This window comes from Luteolibacter algae (genome assembly GCF_042683045.1).
Lineage (GTDB): Bacteria > Verrucomicrobiota > Verrucomicrobiia > Verrucomicrobiales > Akkermansiaceae > Luteolibacter > Luteolibacter algae.
Genome location: NZ_JBHUIT010000031.1, coordinates 409,714 through 430,973, shown reverse-complemented (window position 1 = coordinate 430,973; position 21,260 = coordinate 409,714). Strand labels below are relative to the sequence as shown.

The 21,260-nt window shown below is 53.6% G+C and carries 20 protein-coding genes; 13 read left to right on the top strand and 7 right to left on the bottom strand.

The annotated features are described in order from the left end of the window. Positions 1-32: 32 nt before the first annotated feature. The 11 genes from ACFSSA_RS14210 (at position 33) to ACFSSA_RS14160 (ending at position 12,001) form a co-directional block, all read left to right on the top strand. Complete coding sequence (locus tag ACFSSA_RS14210; RefSeq protein ID WP_386821210.1) at positions 33-1,352, top strand: Gfo/Idh/MocA family protein; 1,320 nt, start codon at positions 33-35, stop codon at positions 1,350-1,352. Further along, the gene (locus ACFSSA_RS14205; protein WP_386821209.1) at positions 1,349-2,323 is read left to right on the top strand and encodes a Gfo/Idh/MocA family protein; all 975 of its coding nucleotides are present in this window, start codon (positions 1,349-1,351) and stop codon (positions 2,321-2,323) included. The genes ACFSSA_RS14210 and ACFSSA_RS14205 overlap by 4 nt, the downstream gene beginning before the upstream one ends. Beyond that, positions 2,320-3,111: a sugar phosphate isomerase/epimerase family protein gene (locus tag ACFSSA_RS14200; protein ID WP_386821208.1), complete on the top strand. Its 792-nt coding sequence runs from the start codon at positions 2,320-2,322 to the stop codon at positions 3,109-3,111. Before ACFSSA_RS14205 ends, ACFSSA_RS14200 begins: the two co-directional genes overlap by 4 nt. After that, positions 3,108-4,349 carry a nucleoside permease gene (locus ACFSSA_RS14195; RefSeq protein WP_386821207.1) on the top strand — a complete coding sequence of 414 codons (1,242 nt, stop codon included), beginning with the start codon at positions 3,108-3,110 and terminating at the stop codon, positions 4,347-4,349. Before ACFSSA_RS14200 ends, ACFSSA_RS14195 begins: the two co-directional genes overlap by 4 nt. Further along, entirely contained in the window at positions 4,339-5,727 is a 1,389-nt protein-coding gene (locus tag ACFSSA_RS14190) for an ROK family protein (protein WP_386821205.1), read from the top strand. Before ACFSSA_RS14195 ends, ACFSSA_RS14190 begins: the two co-directional genes overlap by 11 nt. Next, positions 5,684-6,535 carry a PIG-L deacetylase family protein gene (locus ACFSSA_RS14185; RefSeq protein WP_386821204.1) on the top strand — a complete coding sequence of 284 codons (852 nt, stop codon included), beginning with the start codon at positions 5,684-5,686 and terminating at the stop codon, positions 6,533-6,535. The genes ACFSSA_RS14190 and ACFSSA_RS14185 overlap by 44 nt, the downstream gene beginning before the upstream one ends. Further along, a complete protein-coding gene (gene nagB, locus ACFSSA_RS14180) occupies positions 6,535-7,323 on the top strand; it encodes a glucosamine-6-phosphate deaminase (RefSeq protein WP_386821203.1) in 789 nt (262 codons plus the stop codon). Before ACFSSA_RS14185 ends, nagB begins: the two co-directional genes overlap by 1 nt. A gap of 29 nt (positions 7,324-7,352) precedes the next feature. Next, positions 7,353-8,789 carry a Gfo/Idh/MocA family oxidoreductase gene (locus ACFSSA_RS14175; RefSeq protein ID WP_386821202.1) on the top strand — a complete coding sequence of 479 codons (1,437 nt, stop codon included), beginning with the start codon at positions 7,353-7,355 and terminating at the stop codon, positions 8,787-8,789. Between the two features lie 101 nt (positions 8,790-8,890). After that, positions 8,891-9,823, top strand: coding sequence for a GNAT family N-acetyltransferase (locus ACFSSA_RS14170; protein ID WP_386821201.1), 933 nt, complete (start codon positions 8,891-8,893; stop codon positions 9,821-9,823). 27 nt (positions 9,824-9,850) lie between these two features. Next, on the top strand, positions 9,851-10,675 hold the full coding sequence (locus tag ACFSSA_RS14165; RefSeq protein ID WP_386821200.1) for a 3-keto-disaccharide hydrolase: 825 nt from the start codon (positions 9,851-9,853) through the stop codon (positions 10,673-10,675). Between the two features lie 282 nt (positions 10,676-10,957). Then, positions 10,958-12,001: a Gfo/Idh/MocA family protein gene (locus tag ACFSSA_RS14160; RefSeq protein WP_386821199.1), complete on the top strand. Its 1,044-nt coding sequence runs from the start codon at positions 10,958-10,960 to the stop codon at positions 11,999-12,001. A gap of 63 nt (positions 12,002-12,064) precedes the next feature. On the opposite strand, the gene ACFSSA_RS14155 is transcribed toward ACFSSA_RS14160, so the two are convergent. From ACFSSA_RS14155 to prfB, 6 genes are all read right to left on the bottom strand, one after another. Beyond that, on the bottom strand, positions 12,065-12,778 hold the full coding sequence (locus tag ACFSSA_RS14155; RefSeq protein ID WP_386821198.1) for a hypothetical protein: 714 nt from the start codon (positions 12,776-12,778) through the stop codon (positions 12,065-12,067). A 47-nt stretch (positions 12,779-12,825) separates the two neighbouring features. Then, the gene (locus ACFSSA_RS14150) at positions 12,826-13,215 is read right to left on the bottom strand and encodes a HesB/IscA family protein (protein WP_386821196.1); all 390 of its coding nucleotides are present in this window, start codon (positions 13,213-13,215) and stop codon (positions 12,826-12,828) included. 147 nt (positions 13,216-13,362) lie between these two features. Beyond that, positions 13,363-14,907, bottom strand: coding sequence for a glucose-6-phosphate isomerase (locus ACFSSA_RS14145; protein ID WP_386821194.1), 1,545 nt, complete (start codon positions 14,905-14,907; stop codon positions 13,363-13,365). A gap of 30 nt (positions 14,908-14,937) precedes the next feature. Then, entirely contained in the window at positions 14,938-15,456 is a 519-nt protein-coding gene (locus ACFSSA_RS14140; RefSeq protein ID WP_386821193.1) for an adenine phosphoribosyltransferase, read from the bottom strand. Positions 15,457-15,643: 187 nt separating this feature from the next. Beyond that, positions 15,644-15,835 (bottom strand): hypothetical protein, encoded by a 192-nt coding sequence (locus ACFSSA_RS14135; RefSeq protein WP_386821192.1) that lies wholly within the window; start codon positions 15,833-15,835, stop codon positions 15,644-15,646. 101 nt (positions 15,836-15,936) lie between these two features. After that, positions 15,937-17,080 (bottom strand): peptide chain release factor 2 gene (gene prfB, locus ACFSSA_RS14130; protein WP_386821190.1). Its coding sequence is split into 2 segments (ribosomal slippage): positions 15,937-17,001 and positions 17,003-17,080, totalling 1,143 coding nucleotides; the frame shifts between segments, so codons are not numbered across the junction. A 128-nt stretch (positions 17,081-17,208) separates the two neighbouring features. Between prfB and ACFSSA_RS14125 the strand changes: the two genes are divergently transcribed. Next, positions 17,209-17,646: a DUF5069 domain-containing protein gene (locus ACFSSA_RS14125; protein WP_386821189.1), complete on the top strand. Its 438-nt coding sequence runs from the start codon at positions 17,209-17,211 to the stop codon at positions 17,644-17,646. Between the two features lie 62 nt (positions 17,647-17,708). Here ACFSSA_RS14125 and ACFSSA_RS14120 read toward each other — a convergent pair whose 3' ends face one another. Beyond that, positions 17,709-19,031 carry an anthranilate synthase component I family protein gene (locus tag ACFSSA_RS14120; protein WP_386821188.1) on the bottom strand — a complete coding sequence of 441 codons (1,323 nt, stop codon included), beginning with the start codon at positions 19,029-19,031 and terminating at the stop codon, positions 17,709-17,711. A gap of 86 nt (positions 19,032-19,117) precedes the next feature. Here ACFSSA_RS14120 and fusA point away from each other — a divergent pair, with 86 nt between their 5' ends. Then, on the top strand, positions 19,118-21,208 hold the full coding sequence (gene fusA, locus ACFSSA_RS14115) for an elongation factor G (RefSeq protein ID WP_386821187.1): 2,091 nt from the start codon (positions 19,118-19,120) through the stop codon (positions 21,206-21,208). Positions 21,209-21,260 lie beyond the last annotated feature (52 nt).

Below are 21,260 nucleotides of genomic sequence, written 5' to 3'. Positions count from 1 at the left end.
TATCGGCCTTTCCTCGGAAAAACACCCATACCATGCACACCAGACGAAAATTTCTTCGCAATCTTTCCTTGGCGACATCAAGCCTTCCGCTTTTCAACATCGCCCGCGCCGGTGTCCCGGCAAGCGGCAGGATCAATCACGCTAGCTTTGGTGCCGATGGGATGGCCTTCGCGGATCTCAAAGCACTCTCGGCCAATCCCCGCGTCAATCTGATCGCCGTCGCCGAAGTTGATGAAAACCGTTTGGGAAAATTGGAAAAACTCTTCCCCGATGTCCGTGTCTACAAGGACTGGCGGGTGCTGCTGGACAAGGAGCACAGGCATCTGGATTCCGTGAACGTCTCGACGCCCGACCACATGCATGCACCAATCGGTCTTGCCGCGATGCGGATGGGTCTCCACGTATATGGGCAGAAGCCGCTCGCCCATACCTTGAAAGAAACCCGTCTTATGGCGGAAACCGCCCGGGAGAACAAATTAGTGACCCAAATGGGCACCCAGCTGACCTCCAGCACCAATGAGCGCCTCGCCGCCCGGATGATTCAAGACGGAGTGATCGGAAAGATCAAAGAGGTCTACATGTTCAGCCATAAAAACTGGGGCGATTCCAAACCGCGGCCGGATCGCCGGGATCCCGTTCCGGCGGGTTTTGATTGGGATCTCTGGCTGGGAGTGGCTGCCGAGCGTCCTTACATCCAGAAATACTATCATCCTGGTAATTGGCGTGCCAGATTGGATTTCGGCACAGGCACTCTCGGCGATATGGGATGCCATATTTATAGTCTGATGTTCCAGGCCTTGGGCGTCCGCGCTCCGCTCTCGGTGAAGTCCATCGGTGGCAGCCCGGATGCCCATAGCTGGGCGATCAATGAATCGTTTGAATATCTTTTCCCGGGAAATAATCTGACTGCGGGAGATACGGTGAAAGTCACCTGGACGGATGGCTCGCTACGCCCTCCCGCGGAATTTTCCGAAATGTTCGGAGATCAGATGCCGGACCAGGGCTCTATCTTTGTCGGAACAGAAGGAATTCTTTTACAACCTCACACAGAGAAGCCAGTCCCTTACCCCCTGGATAAATATAGGGATTACGAATACCCGGAACTTGAGCCACGGAATCATTACGCCGATTTCGCAAATGCCGTCTGCGGGGAGAAGGTGAAGCTATTGGCAGACTTCCACGATTACGGCGGCCCTCTGACTGAGACAGTGCTGTTAGGCGCCCTCGCATCCCGTTTCCCACAGGAGACTTTGAAATGGGAGACGGAAAAGCTACGCTTTGCCAATTCGGACAATGCAAACCAATTCATCACCAAAACCTACCGAGAAGGCTGGGAAATCGAAGGACTGTGACATTGAAAATCGGCATCATAGGAATGGGCTTCATGGGAGCGACACACTTGTCCGCCTGGCGACTGGTGCCGCAAGCGGATATCGCCGCCGTTTGTGTCCGGAACCCGGAAATCACCAAGGCCAAGCAAGGCAATATCGAGACAGGAGCGTCTGATCTGGATCTGGACGGGATCAATATCTATACGGATCTTGAAGAAATGCTGGCCAGGGAATCCCTGGATGCCGTCTCCATCACTCTGCCCACACATCTTCACAAAGAAACCTCCATCCGCTGCCTCGAGGCCGGCCTGCACGTATTGTGCGAAAAACCGATGGCTCTCAACGATCAGGACTGCCGGGAAATGATCGAGACCGCCAATGCATCCGGAAAAATCCTCATGGTGGCCCAGTGTATCCGCTTCTGGCCGGAATATGCCTGGCTGAAGGAAACTTTGGAATCCGGTGCGCTGGGAAGAATCCTTGCCGCAGATTTCCAGAGACTGACCTACGCCCCATCCTGGAGTGGTGAAACCTGGTTCTCAGACACGGCCAAAAGCGGCGGAATTTCCCTGGACCTGCATATCCACGATCTGGATTTTGTTTTGTATCTACTAGGAAAACCAGAGAGCACCATATCGAGAAAAAGTCATTTCCCCAATGGCACGACAGCCCACATCCAGACATGGCTCGATTACCCGGAAGAACTTACCGTGAGCGCGACCGCCAGCTGGTTGATGCCGGAATCCTTCGGTTTTCAAATGTCTTTCAATGTCGTTTTTGAAAAAGGGTTGGCTGCCTTCGACGGGAAAAAGCTAACGATTTATCGCGATCATTCGGATCCCGATGAACCATCCCTACCGCAAAAAACTGCTTATCAAAGCGAGGTTTCCCATTTTGCGGATTTGATCAGCGGACGAGCCCATCACCCAGTCATCAGCCCCGGAGAAGCCGCGGAATCGGTGCGAATCGCGCTCACCACAGAACAATCATGATAACGGAAATTAGCGTCTGCACCTGGTCACTGGCGAATCACTTGGAGCGGGTCAACACAGTGATGGATCAATCCGGCATCGGCGGGTTGCACCTCGATGTATCGGCCGCGGAACAATTCAATCGCATCATTTCGGAAAAAGGCTGGCGGATCAGCTGCATGATGCTCGGCTTCCCACAGGAAGATTACTCCACGCTGGAATCCATCAGGAAAACCGGTGGCATTATCCCGGACTCCGAATGGCCGGAAAACAAGTTGCTTGCGGAAAAAGCGATTCGCAAAACCGCGCAGCTCGCTGTTCGCTACCTTTCGTTCCATGCAGGATTCATTGATCATACCGATGCGGAAGACTATCGCATATTTTCCCAAAGAATGCGCCAACTGGCGGATTCCGCGCGGGCTGCGGGGGTGACGCTGCTCCTGGAAACGGGTCAGGAATCCGCGGAGAATTTGAAACAGTTTTTGACGGATTTGAATCATCCGGCAGTTGCCGTGAATTTCGATCCCGCCAATATGATTCTATACGGAAAGGGTGATCCCATTGAGGCCATTCACATTCTTGCTCCCTGGATCAAGCATGTCCATATCAAGGACGCCATTCTATCCGCAGTCCCCGGGCGATGGGGCGAAGAGGTCCCCTGGGGAAAAGGTGATATCGACACAGACGCCTTCTTCCATGCGCTGGAGAAAATCGGTTACACCGGAGCGGTGGCCATCGAGCGTGAAGCAGGAGAAAACCGCGAGCAGGACATGATCGATGCCATCGCACAAATGAAGATCAACGTATGAGCGATACCAAAATGAACCGATCCATTTCCACGCGCCTCTCCATCATGATGTTCCTCCAGTTCTTCATCTGGGGAGCATGGTTTGTCACGCTTGGCACCTATCTATCCCAGTCACTGTCCTTCACACCTGAACAAATCGGCAGATCCTACAGCACCATGTCGTGGGGCGCGGTCATCGCACCTTTTATCGCCGGCACGATTGCGGATCGGTTTTTCCCTGCACAGAAAGTGATGGCCTTCATGCACCTGCTGGGCGGCTGTATTCTTTTTTACGCCGCCACGATCACTAACTCCACGGTTCTCTTCTGGGTGCTGATCGCCTATGCGATTTGTTACAATCCTACCCTAGGGCTGGTGAACGCGATCTCTTTCAACCAGATATCGAACCCCGAGAAGGAATTTCCCCGCATCCGTGTCTTCGGAACGGTCGGCTGGATCGCCGCAGGATTACTCATCGGATTCATGAAAGTGGAAGCAGGTAACCTCCCGATTTTTGTCGCCGGTGGAGCATCAATTCTTCTCGGGATTTTTTCCCTGTTCCTACCCGATACGCCCCCGACCTCCCTGGGTCACAAAGTCACCGTAAAAGATATGCTCGGGCTGGAGACCCTGAAGCTGATGAAACAGAGATCCTTTGCCGTTTTTGTGATCGGCTCTCTGCTAATCTGCATTCCATTGGCGTTTTATTATAACTTCGCCAATATGTTTCTCAACGACGTGGGCGTAAGTAACGCCGCTGGAAAAATGACGATGGGCCAGATGTCGGAGTTTGTCTTCATGGTGATCATGCCGTTTTTCTTCGTCCGTCTAGGCATCAAAAGAATGATGCTGATCGGCATGCTCGCATGGGCAGTCCGCTACGTCCTTTTTGCATTCGGCAGCCCGGACTCGCTTGTCTGGATGTATTATGCGGGCATTCTCCTGCACGGCATCAGCTACGATTTTTTCTTTGTCACCGGCCAGATCTATGTGGATAGGACTGCCCCCAAGATCATCCAGGCACAAGCCCAGGGGTTCATCACCTTTATCACCTATGGCGTGGGCATGGTCATCGGCGCAAACCTGGCCGGGCAGGTGGCCGGATATTTTACGACTACCCTGGCATCCGGCGACGTCGTGAAGGCGATGATCGATTGGCAAAAGGTATGGCTGACTCCCGCCATCATCGCCGGCATGATATTTCTCCTGTTTCTCGCTCTCTTCAAGGATACCAAAACCGAATCCCTCGATGAAAATTAGGCCGAAGATCCCGCCGGAGCTCGATCCCGGTTTTGAACCCGCGGCATTGTGGAATCGTGCCTATCAGGAAAAAGTCCACCGAGCCGGTTCATCGGTCGCTATAGCGATTGCACTCACACGACCGGACGGAAGCACCAGAACATTTCATACAAAAATCCTTCCTGAATCGGCTCCGGACTCAACGCTCAACGAAAGGTATCTGGAACGTATCCTGAAGTTCCTCCTCTGGCAGTGCGGCGCTTTCCAAATACGGATCGCGGGCTGTGATCCCATCACCCGCAGGCTGAAATCGATGTATTCTGAGGATGGAGAGCGGGCTTTCGATTACTGTTTTTTCAGTGATCAAGCATACCTGCAGCCACTGGAAATCATTGCCTGTCGGCACGATGAGATCCCGGATGAGACAGAACAGATCATTCCGCTCGGCCGGAATCTGGACGGCTGCCGGATAGGATTCGACCTCGGTGGATCGGATCGAAAGTGCGCGGCTCTCATCGATGGAAAAGTCGTATTTTCCGAAGAAGTCGTATGGACGCCGTATTTCGAGAAAGATCCTCAATACCACATAAGCGGCATCCAGGATTCGTTGAAGCGCGCTGCAGCACATTTGCCGCGTGTGGATGCAATCGGCGGCAGCTCGGCTGGTGTTTATGTGAGGAACGAAATCCGTGTGGCTTCGCTTTTCCGGGGAATTTCCAGCTCGGACTTCGATACCAGAGTCCGCCGGATTTTTTTTGATATCAGCCAGCACTGGAGAGGAATTCCCTTCGAGGTTGTCAATGATGGCGAAGTGGCCGCCTTGGCAGGATCCATGTCACTCGGGAGAAATTCTCTCCTGGGAGTGGCAATGGGCACCAGCGAGGCCGTGGGATATGTCACCGCACAAGGGAACATCACCTCAATGCTAAACGAGCTCGCATTTGCGCCCATAGATTACCGTGCGGACGCACCCCGCGACGAATGGTCCGGTGACACAGGCTGCGGAGTCCAATACCTTTCACAGCAGGCGGTGGCCAGGCTAGCACCCGCCGCCGGATTCGATTTCCCGGAGAAAACACCCTTTTCCGTCCGTTTGGTCGAAGTCCAGAACGCACTGAGCCTGGGTGACAAACGCGCGGCGAAGATATTTTCCACGCTCGGCACATACCTCGGCTATGCGATCGCACATTACGCTGACTTTTACGAGCTGCGGGCAGCACTGCTGCTAGGGCGTGTGATGAGCGGAGAAGGCGGAAATATCATCATCGGGAACGCGAGGTCCGTGCTCGCCACCGAGTTCCCGGAGCTAGCCAGGCAGATGGAAATTTTCACCCCGGACGAAAGAGAAAAACGTCATGGACAAGCAGCTGCCGCAGCCAGCCTTCCAAGCCTACATTGAAATGAATAATCCCTACCTACCTTTCATCCAAAGCATCGAGGACGGACTTGCGCTGGCAAAGGAAAGCCCCAGGCCCCTACTCAAGCACAGCCGCCTCGAAGCAGACTCCAAGGTTTTGCTTTTCTCTCCACACCCCGATGATGAGTGCATCACCGGTCTCCTTCCCCTGCGCCTGATGCGGGAAGCAAGGAAACAAATCATCAATGTGCCAGTGACATTCGGAAGTATGCTGGCGAGACAACAGGATCGCTCCAAAGAACTGGATGCAGCATGCGATTACCTGGGATGGGACAACTTCCGGGCAAAAGACAGTTTTGACCCGCTGGCCATCGAGGACATTCTCGAGGCGCTCACTGAATTCAATCCGGAGATCATTTTTTTCCCTCATGAGGATGATTGGAACTCCCGCCACATCGCGACCCACAAGCTGGTTGTGGATGCGCTTGGACGGATGGGTCCGGACTTCAGCTGCATCGTTGTTGAAACAGAATTCTGGAAGCCGATGCATTCGCCGAATTTGATGGTGGAGGCTGATGCCGGGCTCGTTGCCGATCTTGTCGCCGCCACCTCTCTGCATGCGGGTGAGGTCGCACGGAATCCTTTTCATCTTCTGCTTCCGGCATGGATGCAGGATAATGTCCGCCGCGGTGCGGAAATCGTCGGCGGCCAAGGAGGTAGCGCACCGGCGTTTTCATTTGCCACGCTATACCGGATCCGGAAATGGGAGCATGGGCAGCTCGTCGATAATCTTGTGCCACAAGGCCTCTCACTTCCCGCCTCAGACCACTTGATCAAGGAAATATTCTAATGGAAGTCATCATCACCAAGGACTGCATGACAGCCAGCACGGCGGCTGCGAAAACAATCTCCAAGCTCATCCGGGACAAACCGAATGCTGTTCTGGGACTGGCGACGGGGAGCACCCCGCTGCCCCTCTACTCGGAGCTGATCCGCATGCACCGGGAGGAGGGACTGGATTTCAGTGGAGTCACCACGTTCAACCTCGACGAATATATCGGATTAGCCCGGGACCATCCGCAATCCTATAACTACTTCATGTGGGAGAACCTGCTCAAACACATCAATATCCGGACAGAAAATGTTCACATACCGGATGGCACCACCGATGATGTCCCCGGGTTCTGCAAACGTTACGAAGAAGAAATACTCCTCGCAGGCGGTATCGATTTACAAATTCTCGGAATCGGTAGCGACGGCCATATTGGTTTCAACGAACCCGGCTCTTCTTTCGCCTCGCGGACACGTATCAAGACTCTCACCGAGCAAACCGTTGCCGACAATGCGAGGTTTTTTGATGGCGATGAACAAGACGTCCCACGCCATTGCATCACGATGGGAATCGGCACGATCATGGACGCCCGCATGAACCTCCTTCTCGCCTTCGGAAAGAATAAATCCAAGGCCATTTCCGCCACTATCGAAGGGCCTGTCTCCGCGATGACACCTGCATCCATTTTACAACACCATCGCACCGTTAGAATCTTCATCGATGAGGCCGCCGCCTCGGAGCTAAAACGCCAGCACTACTACCGCTGGGTATATAATGGAAAGCCTGCCTGGCAGCAGGACGTATGAAAAACCCGCAAACCTAACCCTATCCAATTATGAACCACAAAATAAAACACCAATCCACCCGCCGCAATTTCATCAAAAGCACTGGTGCCATCGCCGCCGGCTTTACCATCCTCCCATCCTACCTCACCGCTGCGCGCAAACCGGGTGCGCCACTGCCTCCCAGTGAGCGGATCAATCTGGCATGCATCGGCATCGGCGGCCGGGCACGCGGAGTGATCCCGAGCCTTTGCCATGGAGGACGTGCGCAACCCATAGCGCTCTGCGATGTGGACTTTGAGTCTGCCAAAGGAGCCCAGGACACCCTGAAGCAATATCCGGATGCTGCCCGCTTCCACGATTTCCGCGAGATGTTCGATAAGTTGGAAAAAGACATCGATGCCGTCAGTGTCGTCACTCCGGATCACACGCACTTCTGTGCTGCCATTCTCGCAATGTCTCTTGGGAAACACGTTTATGTGGAAAAACCGCTCACACGCACTTTCCATGAATCCGAGCTACTTATGCGAGCCGAGAAGAAATACGGAGTCGTCACCCAGATGGGCAACCAAGGCCACACCGGCTCCGGTATCGATCTCTTCTCAAAAATGGTGGAAGCAGGTTTATGTAATGAAATGACACACCTGGACGCATGGAAAACACCAAGCCTCTGGTTCATGGACAAAAAGCAACGGAATATCCTCCCCCTCTCAAAAGATCCCGTGCCGGATTCCTTGAAAACCTGGGATCTGTGGTGCGGTCCGCGCCAGAAGTTGCCATTCAACAAGCTCTACCATCCATTCGACTGGCGCGGCTTTTATGAATACGGCATGGGTATGCTGGGTGACTGGGGTGCCCACATCATCGACTTTGTCCACGACAAGCTCGATATGGGCCTGCCGACAACGATCAAGTCGATCCAAATGCTCGATCACAATCAGATCTACTACCCGCTCGGTTCCCAGCTATCCATGCACTTCCCCGCTCGTGGCGAAAATAGACCCGCCATCGACATGATCTGGAAAGACGGTCCGGATTGCCTACCAGAGATTCCGGAGCGTTTCCTGACCAAGGGAGAAAACGGCAAACCAGATCAGTCGATCACACGTGGTGCCGGGACCTTGCTCTATGGTGAAAACACGGATCTGGCCATCTCCCGGGGCCATCATGTGGACTCGCCCGTCATCCTAACCCAGCAGGATTCCAAAAATAAATACGATGCCTTCAAGCCGGTGGAAGTGGATCGCAATTCCGCCGATCATTTCACAAGCTTTATCAACGCCTGCAAGGGCGATGGCACGACCAACTCGCCATTCAGCAAAGGCGGCTTGCTCACCCAGGTATTGGCGCTGGGCACGATCGCGCAGTATCTCAACACGGATCTGGAATTCGACCCGAAGGCCAAGCAATTCGTGGACAATGATGCCGCCAATGTCTTGCTCAATCCTCCCGCCCGCAAAGAGTGGGAACAATATTACCAGCTTGCCTAAGGCTTAGGCCGCAAAGGTTTTTTTGGGTTTCCTCTCCCCGCTGACGCTGGCGATGGAGAGAGAAACCCATTACTGAAAATCTTCTTCCACCACGCAGTAGTATGGAAAAAAACATCGGGTTAAGGCATGCCATCCCTAGCGATCGGACCGCTGTTGCAGAGCTAATTCATCTTTCCACAAACCGTTGGTATGAAGCCAATGGCAGAGCTCCGGTCTTCCCGCCGGAAAGCCATCCGGTAGAGCTTTTTTGCGAAGTCTACGAGGCCCTCGATCCGGGGAGATGTCTGCTGGCCATTGATGTAAATACGAGACAAATAGTAGGTTCATGCTTTTACCATCCGCGTGAAACTCACGTTTCCCTCGGCATTATGAACTCGCATCCGGATCATGCTGGCAAAGGCGTGGCGCGCATGCTTCTGGAGTTCATACTACACTTCGCGGAACGGGAGGGTAAGCCAGTTAGGCTCGTCTCAAGCGCCATCAATCTGGATTCCTTTTCCCTCTACAACCGTGCCGGGCTTGTCCCCTACGCGATCTATCAGGACATTATTTTGGAAGTCCCGTCCGCGGGTATTCAGGAATCGACCCCCACCGGCAAGATCCTGCGGGATGCCGTGTTGTCCGATGTTCCGGCGATGTTGGCGCTGGAAGAAGATGTTCTGGGCATACGCCGCGCATCCGATTTCGAATACTTTATCAAAAATCAAAGTGGTGACTGGCACGTCAGCGTCCTGGAGAACCAGAGCGGAGAGCTCGAAGGCTTTCTCGCATCGATCCACCATCCTGCCAGCTCCATGCTGGGCCCCGGTTGCATGCGCGGGGATGAAGAGGCTATCGCACTGATACGGAGAGAGCTGGACTACCGCCGAGGCAAAACCATGGTGTGGCTGGTTCCTTCGGACAGACCCGCCATTACCCGGGCGATGTATGGACTCGGTGCGCGGAACTGCGAGCTTCACTTCGCCCAGACCACCGGAACACCACCCGCTATCAATGGCGTGGTGATGCCCACTTTCATGCCGGAAACCGCTTGATCCCCAGAACTAGAATCCAAAAATCATATGAAAAAAATACTATTATCCACCCTCGTTTTCACCACCGCGGCATCGCTCCTTTCCGCAGAAGACGCTCCACGTCCGCTGTTTGACGGAAAATCTCTCACCGGCTGGCATATCCCGGAACGTAAGGAAACCGATAAAGACTACGCGACCAAAGAGAATTTCTTTGTTAAAGATGGAGCGATTCACTGCTACCAACTACCAAATAAGAAGGGTGGCATCATCCTGACCGACGAGGAGTTTTCCGAGTTCGAGCTCGAGATGGACTTCAAGAGCGATTGGGGCTGTGATTCCGGAATTTTCATTCATTGCAATGAGCAAGGCCAAGGTATCCAGATATTGAACGATTACCTAAAGGATGGCTGCGTTGGATTTGGCTTCGGTTCCGGTATGGGAGGCTTCATCTCCCGCCCCATTCTGCTCAATGAAGTGGATGGTAAAATCGTCGCCAGAGACTCCTATGATGCCGTCGAAAAGGACGGACTTCTCTATGCGATAGATGCCAGCGGCTGGAATAAAATGTGGAAGACCGATGACTGGAATAGAATCCGTATCCGCTGCGTCGGAGATGCCCCGCATATCACCACTTGGATCAACGGCGTTAAAGTCATGGAAATGGACGGAACCACCTACAAAGCACGCAGCTTGAAGGATGAGACCGAAAAAAACTGGGATGCTCCCTCCGCTTGGGATAGCGATAAAGTGCGCGAAACTACGGGAGGGAAAGGCTCGATCGCGCTCCAGATCCATGTTGGAGGGCGTTGGAAACAAGGTGGCTCCGCTGCTTACCGGAACATCACAATCAAGGAACTTGACTCAAAACCATGAGCTGATTTCCACCGCCGGCTCCGTGCCGGACCATGGTTGCCCTGCCGCTTTCCGAACCACTACCGATGGATTTCGCAGCTGCAAGGCTCGTGGATCCGCTTGCTCTACCTCGCATGGCTGCTCGCAGACCGCTCTCCTCCGGGGACTAACTATGCAGTTTGATTCCAATCCTCAGTGGCAAAATTTTGCGGAAAGAAACGCACCCTTGTCACTCCCGGTGAGATCGGTAAGATTTTTTGCACGCAGAAATTACGCTTCCACCTCTAAATCACTTATTCTCACATGAAATTCGGAATCATCGGCGCCGGCATGATCGGCAATTTTCACGCAAAGGCCATCCAAGCAATGGAGCACGGGGAACTACATTCCGTTTGCTCTCTAAGAATCGAATCCGCTGAAAAACTGGCGGGGGAATTTGGCGCAAAGGCGTTCACCGACATCGATACATTTCTTGCCGATCCCGAACTGGAGATTGTCACAATTGGCACGCCTTCCGGGGCGCATCTCGATCCGGTTTTGGCGGCTCTCAAGGCAGGAAAGCATGTGATTTGTGAAAAGCCATTGGAGATCACCACCGAGCGTATCGACGAGCTCACTGCGGCGGCAAAGGAACATGGCAAGACACTTTCCGCGATCCTCAACCGCCGGTTTCATCCGGGAATGGATGCCTTCAAGAAAGCGGCTGATGAAGGCCGTTTCGGGAAACTTACTTCCGCCTCCGCCTACGTAAAATGGTATCGGGATCAGGCTTACTACGATTCTGCAGGATGGCGCGGAACCTGGGCCTTGGACGGTGGCGGAGCCTTGATGAATCAATCGATTCACACGGTCGATGCCCTACTTTATCTCGCAGGTCCGGTAAAATCCGTGCAGGCAAATGCTGCCTGTCTTGCTCACCAGCGTATAGAAGTAGAGGATATCGTGGTAGCTGCAGTGGAGTTTGAGAACGGTGCATTGGGCGTCATCGAGTGCTCCACCTGCACCTGGTCGAAGGATGGCCACCCCGCCCGCGTCCAGCTTTCCGGAACTGACGGTTCAGTATTTCTTGCAGACGAATCGTTTGAAATATGGGAGTTCCGCGATGAAAAGCCTGAGGATGCAGAGATCCGTAGAACCTTGATGAAAGGGCAGGAAGCGGGTCTGGGGGCCAACGATCCGAAGGCGATTAATTTCTACCAGCATCAACGGAACTTCGAGGAGGTAGTTGCGGCCATCCGTGAAGGACGCGAGTGCAAAACCAATGCCTCCGAAGCCCGCAAAGCCGTCGAGTTGATTCGGGCAATTTACGAGTCCGCACAAAACGGAGGAAAGAAAGTTTATCTTTAAACCTCCGTCGAAGAGTGATCTTCCGCGAAAAGGGAGATCACTTTTCCAATAGAGAACGCGCTCTTATTTCCAAATCGGTAGCCGATCGCCCGGATTCAACTCGGCCGGGGGCTCGATTGAAAACGACCTGTCTTTGCCGATCCGATACGGTCCGTATGCAATGGGAATAACGGTCAACTGGAGAGCTGGCTCTTCGTCCACCACGGCACGGGATACATTGACCACCGCCGCGCAGTTCGGGTTTTTGCTCACCTTCAGAATATCTCCCACGCTGAAGAGATCCGCGGCATGGGCATTTTCCGTGGGGAAAATGTATTCAATCACCACCGGGAAACCGACGGCCTCAGTGAAATCATCCGGTTTCACCATTGCCTGTGCCCGGATAGCAAACCCCGGATAAAGGAAATCTCCCGGTGCTAGTTTCTTCACATCCGCCACTTGATACTCCCCTTCCACATAAGTCAGCAGGAGGGTTTTCTCGAAGTTCCGCATGTAATTGCGCAGCAAAAGAGCGTTGAGCTGGTCACGGTTCGCCTCCTCCAGACCAAAGAACTTTCCGTATAATTCACTGGGATCAAGGACGTTGCCGTTAGGGACATCCAGCACCGTGTAGCGCTTCAGCTCAGGGAGACGATCCAGTTTTTTGAGAATGCGGTAATTTCTTGGGATTTCCGGGTTACCAAAGATATGCAGACAGAGAAACCAACTGACCACGGCGAAACACGCCGCCAAAACGTTGGCTAGAAACCACCAGTAATAGGCGGGACGGCGTGGCACCGGCTCTTCCTGGTTTTTTTTGTTTTTTCTCTGATTCGCAGCCACGACTATTCTGCCCCTCCACCGCAAACTTCTCCATCTTCCGCACCGCTTCCTTCCGGCTCGTCATCGGGCTCGAACGAAGTGCCACAGCCACAGGAACGGCGGGCACGTGGATTGTTGATCTTGAAGCCCGCATCCGTAAGATCATCGGAGTAGTCGATCTGGCAGCCCCGCAGTTTATCCAGGCTATCCGCAGCGATGATGACACAGGCCCGGCCGTTCCGGACGATTTCATCGCCTTCCGCAGGCTCGGCGACCTGCATCTCATACTGCCAGCCAGCACAGCCACCTTTGTTCACGCCGAGTCTTAATCCAGCGGTTTCGGAAGCCGATTTCGACTCCAGCAATTGGGCGAGCTTTTCCTGTGCGTTTTCTGTGATTTCAATGATAGCCACGTCCGAAAACTAGCCCAGCACCGGCCGATGTGAAGCAAGATGTTTCATGACCGCCACGTTTCGCAATCCCCCGGACGGCTGTATGAAATGAAAAAACCGCTGATCTCTCTAAGAGACCAGCGGCTTGGAAAACGCGATCGCAATACCCTAGAGCTGGAAAAGGTCTTCGGCAGGGCTTTTACCCATGGACATCTGAGCTTCCCCGTTGTTGGCGAGATGAACCAGGCAGTGATAAACGGCTTCAGGATCACCATCCACCTCGAAGGCCACTTCATCCGCATTTTTCGCCTCGGATACAAGACGTCCGCGCACCCGTCCGAGTAGATTCAGGAAGGTTGCAGCGGCTGCCTTACCTGCTTCCACACCCGGCTGATGGTAGGCGTTGATATTCACCAGAGTCGCATAGAATGAAACGGTGCGCTCGAAGAGAGCGATGAGCATCCCCAAGGAAAATGGGGTCACCTCATAAATGGAAATCGTCAGAGATTTACGACCGTTTTCATACAATGCACCACGCGTCCCGCGCATGAAGCCCTGCAGATAGTCCGCACTGGTGTTTCCGGGATCCACTTCGATGGATTTTCCCTCACGCCCCCTACGGACTTCGATAAACGTGGCGAAGAAATTGTTCACGCCGTCCCGCAGCTGCTGGACATACGCATGCTGATCTGTTGAGCCTTTGTTTCCATAAACCGCGATGCCTTGGTTGACGACATTGCCATCCAGATCTTTCTCTTTGCCAAGGGACTCCATTACCAGCTGTTGAAGATATTTGGAGAAAAGGACCAGGGAATCCTTGTAAGGCAGAATCACCATATCTTTTTCGCCCCGTCCGTTCGTCGCCTTGTGCCAGGCGATAGCCAGCTGGAGAGCCGCATTGTCATCGGCTTCGCGGGAGCGGGTCTTCTCATCCATCGCCGCCGCACCTGCGAGCAACGCATCGATGTCCAATCCTTGGAGAGCTGCCGGAACTAGGCCGACAGTCGAGAGAACCGATGTGCGCCCGCCGATCCAATCATCCATCGGAAATCGTGCGATAAAGCCGTGCTCCTCCGCGAAACGATCCAGCTTGGAGCCTACTCCGGTTACCGCAACGGCATGTTTCCCGAAGTCGATCCCGGCTTTTTCGAAAGCTGCTTTCGCCTCGAGCATTCCATTACGGGTTTCCGGAGTTCCACCGGATTTTGAAATGATAAGCACCAGGGTCTCGGCCATATTGAGGGTGGCCAAGGTGTCATCCATTCCCTGCGGATCGGTATTGTCGAAAAAGGTAATCTTCATTTTCGCATCCTTGCCAATCGCCTGGGAGACGAGTTGCGGCCCGAGCGCGGATCCACCTATCCCGATCAGCAGGAGCTCCTTGAATATTTTCCCCTCGAAGGTCACTACCCGTCCGGTGTGAACATGCTCCGCGAATTCCTTGAGATCCTTGAGCGGCTGGGTGATCGCAGCCTTCAACTCGCCAGTCGGTGCCAGCTCTGGATTGCGCAACCAATAGTGCCCGACCATCCGCGCCTCATCGGGATTGGCGATCGCTCCACCTTCGAGAGCGACCATATCGTCAAATACCTTGGTGATTTTATCGCCCAGGCCAGCTTTATAATCCGCTGTGACATCCATCAGAGAGAGATCCAGGCTGAAGCCGAGATCATCGTATCGCACCAAACTTTCGTTGTATTCTTTCCAGCTCATTGTGTGTTTTTCAGTAATTGGTAAAAATTTTTAATAATGGAGAATTGATTTCACCTCATGGGAAGGGATTTTTTCTCTTCCTTTGAGAAAAGACAGCTCGATGAGAAACGAGACTGCAATGACGTCCGCGCCGACTTTGTCTAGGAGCTTGACCGCGGCGGCGGCTGTTCCACCGGTGGCTAGCAAATCATCCACGAGTAAAACCTTCTCACCCGGCTTCACCGCGTCCTGGTGTATCTCCACCGTAGCCTCTCCGTATTCCAGCGCGTAAGAGGCCTCATGGCATCTCCACGGCAGCTTGCCTTTCTTTCTCACCGGCACGAAGCCAGCTGACAAGCGATCCGCTACGGCCGCCGCAAAAATAAATCCGCGTGCATCAATCCCAACGATTTTATCGATTTCCTTCCCTCCGGCTGTCTCACAGAGAAGATCAATCGCTCCGCGGAAAAGCGCGGCATCGCCGAGAATAGGCGTGATATCCTTGAAAACGATCCCGGGCTTTGGGAAATCATTCACATCACGTATCGCAGATTTCAATCGCTCGACCATCACGGAGCTTTAATGACATCGCTCATCAGGGCAAGACCCGAGGGTGGAAGTCTCATGAAAATGGATCAGCCACGGGATGAACCGGCCGCGCGGCTCCCGGACCGCATGCATCACAATAAACTGCGATCAAAGCTCTTAATCAAAGGGCACTTCGTGAAGATACGATAGATAAGAAGAAATCTTCATGTTAGGCTTCAAGGATTCGCTTCTGTTGTTTTTTGCTAAGCCCGAACCGATAATAATCTTCCGGTTTCCAAAGATTATTATGTTCTTTCATTTCCGGATCACGGACATCCAGGCTCAAATCACAATCGAAAGGCGCTGTCTGCCACAAAAGTCCACCTATTAATAATCCTATCGGCTTGATCAAAATTTTCATGATTACGTTGGCAATTATTGATGACCGGGATCATCACGGAAGAATTGCCAACAAATTACAGAAATTGGAAATTATCTCCAATTTCCGTGGATCAACTGGGCTCAATCCTCATCATCCTTCACGCCTTTGACGCGGACTTTGCCACGTAGCTTGGCCTCGATGAAGGCATCGATATCTCCGTCCATGACATCCTGGATGTTTCCCGTCTCCTCGCCGGTGCGCAGGTCCATCACTTTTTGATATGGTTGGAAAACATAGGAGCGGATCTGGTTTCCCCAGGAGACATCGCCCTTTTCTCCATAAGCACGATCGGACTCCGCGCGTTGTTTGTCTTCCTCGATCTGATAGAGCTTTGCTTTCAGAATCTGGTAAGCCATCTCGCGGTTGGCACCCTGCGAGCGAGCCGCTGTCGAGCGGATTAAAATGCCGGAAGGAAGGTGCCGTAGGATAACCGCCGTCTCCACCTTATTGACGTTCTGTCCGCCTTTGCCACCGGACCGGGTGGTGGTGATTTCCACATCCTTCTCGTTGATCTCGATTTTGATCTCCTTGGAAATTTCCGGAGTTACATCGATAGCGGCAAAGGACGTGTGCCGCTTCGCGGCGGAATCGAAAGGAGAAATGCGCACCAGACGATGCACTCCCCGTTCGCTTTTCAAAAAGCCATAGGAATAGGGGCCGGTGATGCGCAACATGGCGGAGCGGAGGCCCGCCTCATCACCATCCTGCCAATCCAGCGTCTCCACGGTGTAGCCTTTCCTTTCCGCCCAACGGGTATACATGCGGTGCAGCATCTGGGCCCAATCACAAGCCTCGGTGCCGCCGGCTCCGGATTGTATCACCATAAAGCAAGACGGTGAATCATCGCCGGGATTGTTCAGAAGCGTGAGAAGCTCATAAGAGCGAATATCCTTTTCCAAAGCCTGGGTCCCCTCGATCGCCTCCCGGGCAAGCTCTTCGTCATCGAATTCCTTGGCCAGATTGATTCCCTCGATAATATCGCCGATGCGGGACTCGAGATCGAGAAAGCCCTCGAGCTTCTTCTTCAAAGCGGCCGCATCTTCGGAAATTGAGCGCGCCTTTTCCGTATCATCCCAGAAGTCGGGGGCACCCATCGCCTCCTCCAGCGTCTGGATTTTATTTTCTAAAACAGGAACGTCAAAGATACCTCCTGAGTTTTGACAGGCGGCTTTTGATGCCGTCCGTGTCAAGCGCCAGGAGGTCAGCGGTAGGTAGTGTGGACATGTGGAGCGAAGAAACCGCAGCTCGGACAGCCCCGCAAGAACAATCATGGCAGGAGAAGAATCCGCCCGTTTCCGTATTTTCCCGATTCGGGTTTGAAATCGAAAAATCGGGCGTTAGCGTTGCGGCCTATGAGCAACAAAATCGTTCCTACTATCTCTTCCGGCACACCCGGCCCTCTCGGCGTCCTGCATCTTCCCCGCTTCTGGCAGAAACTTTCCCTTGGTGCGGCAGGCAAGCTCGCCGAAGATTATCCAGCTTGTGGCCAAGGCTACGACCAAATGGTTCTCGATGGCCTGGGTCTGGATAAGCAGGCGCTTCTCGATTTCGTTGCGGAAAAGAAGCCTACCTACATCCAGTTCGAAAAATTCGTTTCCGAGAATGCGACCAAGCTGAACCAAACCGCAGTTTCACAACTCAATGCGGCAATCACCGGCTACCAGCACACCGATGAAACACGCCAATCGATTCTTTCCTCAGTCGGTCTTCCGGATGGCAACCCGACTGATGCCGTGAACCTCAACAACCTTGATGACTGGCAAGGTTTCCACGCCGCCGAGATCGCATAAACCAGCGTTTGAAAATCTATCGAAAAGCGGAGAGGCAAAATGCTTTTCCGCTTTTTTTATCGCTAAATTCCCGGATTACCGGCTCTCCACCGCTCCACTCCCAGCCGCAGCCCTTCCGCCTTTTGCAAGGTCTCACGATATTCGTCTTCCGGAATAGAATCCGCGACAATTCCCGCACCAACCTGGTATTTCAAAATCCCATCGCGGCGAACCATCGTCCGTATCGCTATATTAAACTGGCTTTCTCCATTGAAGCCAAGCCATCCCATCGCCCCGCAGTAAATCCCCCGTGGTGATTGCTCAAGCTCCGCGATGATTTCCATCGCTCTCTTCTTCGGAGCCCCGGTGATGCTTCCGCCGGGAAAACATGCGGCGAGAGCTGACAAGGCATTGGACTCTGCTCTCAATCTACCTTTCACGGTTGATACGAGATGGTGGACTTGCGCCAGACTTTCCAGCCGAAGCATCTCACTTACTTCCACACTGCCAAACTCGCAGACTTGCCCGATATCATTCCGTAACAAATCGGTGATCATCACAAGCTCCGCAACTTCCTTGGGCGATGTCTGAAGCTCCACCGCAGAGCGCAGGTCCTCATCAAGATCGGAAAAACGTGGCCGGGTTCCCTTGATCGGGCGTGTCTCCACCCCTTTTCCGGATATTTTCAAGAAGAGCTCGGGAGAAGTTCCTAAAACTTCAATCCCATCCAGAGACATCCAGACACCCATCGGTGCCGGGCTAGCATCCCGAAGCACCTCGTAAAGCCCGAACAACGATCCTTCCCCGAAAACCTCGGCAGAGAATGCCTGGGCAACATTCACCTGATAAATATCCCCTGCGGCGATCCAATCCTTCACCTTCCGCACAGAATCCAGAAACCTTTCCCGACTCATTTCTCCCGAGAATTCCCCGAGGCGGGCCCCGCCTGGTAACGGATCACCCAACTTTTGCGAGAGTCCTCCCAGCTCCCACCAATCACCGCTCTCCTCGTCCCGGACCAGCATCTCACGATATTCGCCGAACACGTAGTCCCCTTCGTAACTCACCCATCCACACAGGCCTCCTGCCGGGAGACCGAGATCCCCGCCAACAGATGCATTCCCGGCTAACACCGCATCCAGCACCTTCCTGTCGCTTTCGGAAAAAATCGATCCCCGGAAAATCTCAGCCGGAGCGGCCGAAACCACCGAGATCGCCCTCCCGGCATTTTGAGGCACATTCCCCGCAGTATCGAAAAACACGGGATTCCCCAGCCATTCAAGCCTCCGCACCACCTCGACAGCCTCCATTCCGGCCAATTCCGCCACTCTTCGCATGCCGCGTTCCGTCATATTCACCGCCAAAACAATGACCGCCAGGCCACTGTCCTCAACCCAAATCCGCAATCAAAGGTTGCAAAACCCTTCCGCTCCGCTAAAACCCCGCCCCGCCGGGATCTCTCGGCCGCACCAAACCACTACACATTACAGGCATGAAGGACCTCAGCAAATATCGCAACATCGGCATTTTCGCCCACGTTGACGCCGGTAAAACAACCACCACCGAGCGTATTCTCAAACTCACCGGCAAAATTCACAAACTTGGTGAAGTTCACGACGGCGCATCAACCATGGACTTCATGGAACAAGAAGCCGAGCGTGGTATTACGATCCAGTCCGCTGCCACTACCTGCTTTTGGAAAGACCATCAGTTCAACGTTATCGATACTCCGGGCCACGTTGACTTCACGATCGAAGTTTACCGTTCCCTCAAGGTTCTCGACGGCGGCGTCGGCGTTTTCTGCGGCTCCGGTGGTGTCGAGCCTCAATCCGAGACCAACTGGCGTTATGCGAACGACTCGAAGGTTTCCCGTATCATCTATGTTAACAAACTCGACCGTATCGGCGCTGATTTCTACCGCGTCGTGGCTCAAGTGAAAAAAGTCCTTGGCGCGACTCCTCTCGTCATGGTCCTGCCAATCGGCACCGAGTCCAATTTCACCGGAGTGGTCGATCTTCTTTCGATGAAGGCATACGTTTGGGATGACTCTGGCCAGCCAGAGAATTTCTCCATCGAGGAAATCCCGGCCGACATGATTGAAAAAGCCGAGCAATACCGTGCGGAACTGATCGAAACTGCCGTCGAGCAGGACGATGCCGTGATGGAAGCCTATCTGGAAGGCAACGAGCCTGACATGGAAACCATCAAAAAATGCATCCGCAAAGGCACCATCGATCTTGCCTTCTTCCCTACCTACTGCGGCTCCTCCTTCAAAAACAAAGGCTTGCAACTCATTCTCGACGCGGTTGTCGATTACCTGCCTAACCCGCTTGATGTCAAACCTCTCCCGGAAGTTGACGCAGAAGGTAACGAAACCGGTAAATTCGCGATCATTGATCCATCCGCACCGCTCCGTGCACTTGCATTCAAAATCATGGATGACAAGTTCGGTGCACTCACCTTCACCCGTATTTATTCCGGCACGATCAAGAAAGGCGATACCATCCTCAACTCGTTCACCGGCAAAACCGAACGCGTTGGCCGTATGGTCGAAATGCACGCGGACGACCGCAACGAAGTCGATGTCGCTCAAGCGGGTGACATCATCGCCATCGTTGGCCTCAAAAACGTGCAAACCGGCCACACTCTTTGCGACGAGAAAAACCCGGCCACTCTTGAGCCTATGGTCTTCCCGGATCCGGTTATCTCCATCGCCATTGCGCCGAAAGACAAGGCAAACGCCGAGAAGCTCGGCAACGCCATCGGCAAGATGGTCCAGGAAGATCCATCTTTCCGCGTCGAGACCGACGAGGAAACCAACGAGATGATCCTCAAGGGCATGGGCGAGCTCCACCTCGATATCAAAATCGATATTCTGAAGCGCACACACAAAGTCGAAGTAGAAGTCGGTGCTCCACAGGTTGCCTACCGTGAAACGATCACCAAAGCCGTTTCCGACAGCTACACCCACAAGAAACAGTCCGGTGGTTCCGGTCAGTTCGCGAAGATCGACTACAGCATCGAGCCAGGCGAGCCTGGTTCCGGATTTGTATTCGAGTCCAGCGTCGTCGGCGGAAACGTTCCAAAGGAATACATTCCAGCAGTTGAGAAAGGTTTCAAAACCTCCGTCAGCAAAGGCCCTCTTGCTGGTTATCCATGCTTGGACTTCAAAGTTACGTTGAAAGACGGTGGATTCCACGCGGTTGACTCCTCCGCCATCGCGTTCGAGATCGCTGCGAAAGCCGCTTACCGCCAATCCATGGTGAAAGCCGCTCCGCAAATCCTTGAGCCTATGATGAAACTTGATGTCTTCTCTCCTGAAGAAAAAATCGGTGATGTCATCGGCGATCTTAACCGCCGCCGCGGTATGATTCACGGCCAGGAGCCAACTCCGGGCGGTGTCCGCGTCAAAGCGGAAGCACCACTTTCAGCAATGTTCGGCTACATCGGCGATCTGCGCACCATGACTTCTGGCCGCGGCCAGTTCTCCATGGAGTTCAGCCACTACGCAGCATGCCCACGCAACATCGCTGACGAAGTGATTGCAAAGGCCAAGGAGCGCGAAGAAGCACTCCGTAAGTAATTGCTAAGCCGGTCTTCCCGGCCGGCTCCTAAAGTAGACCTTCAAGCAAACC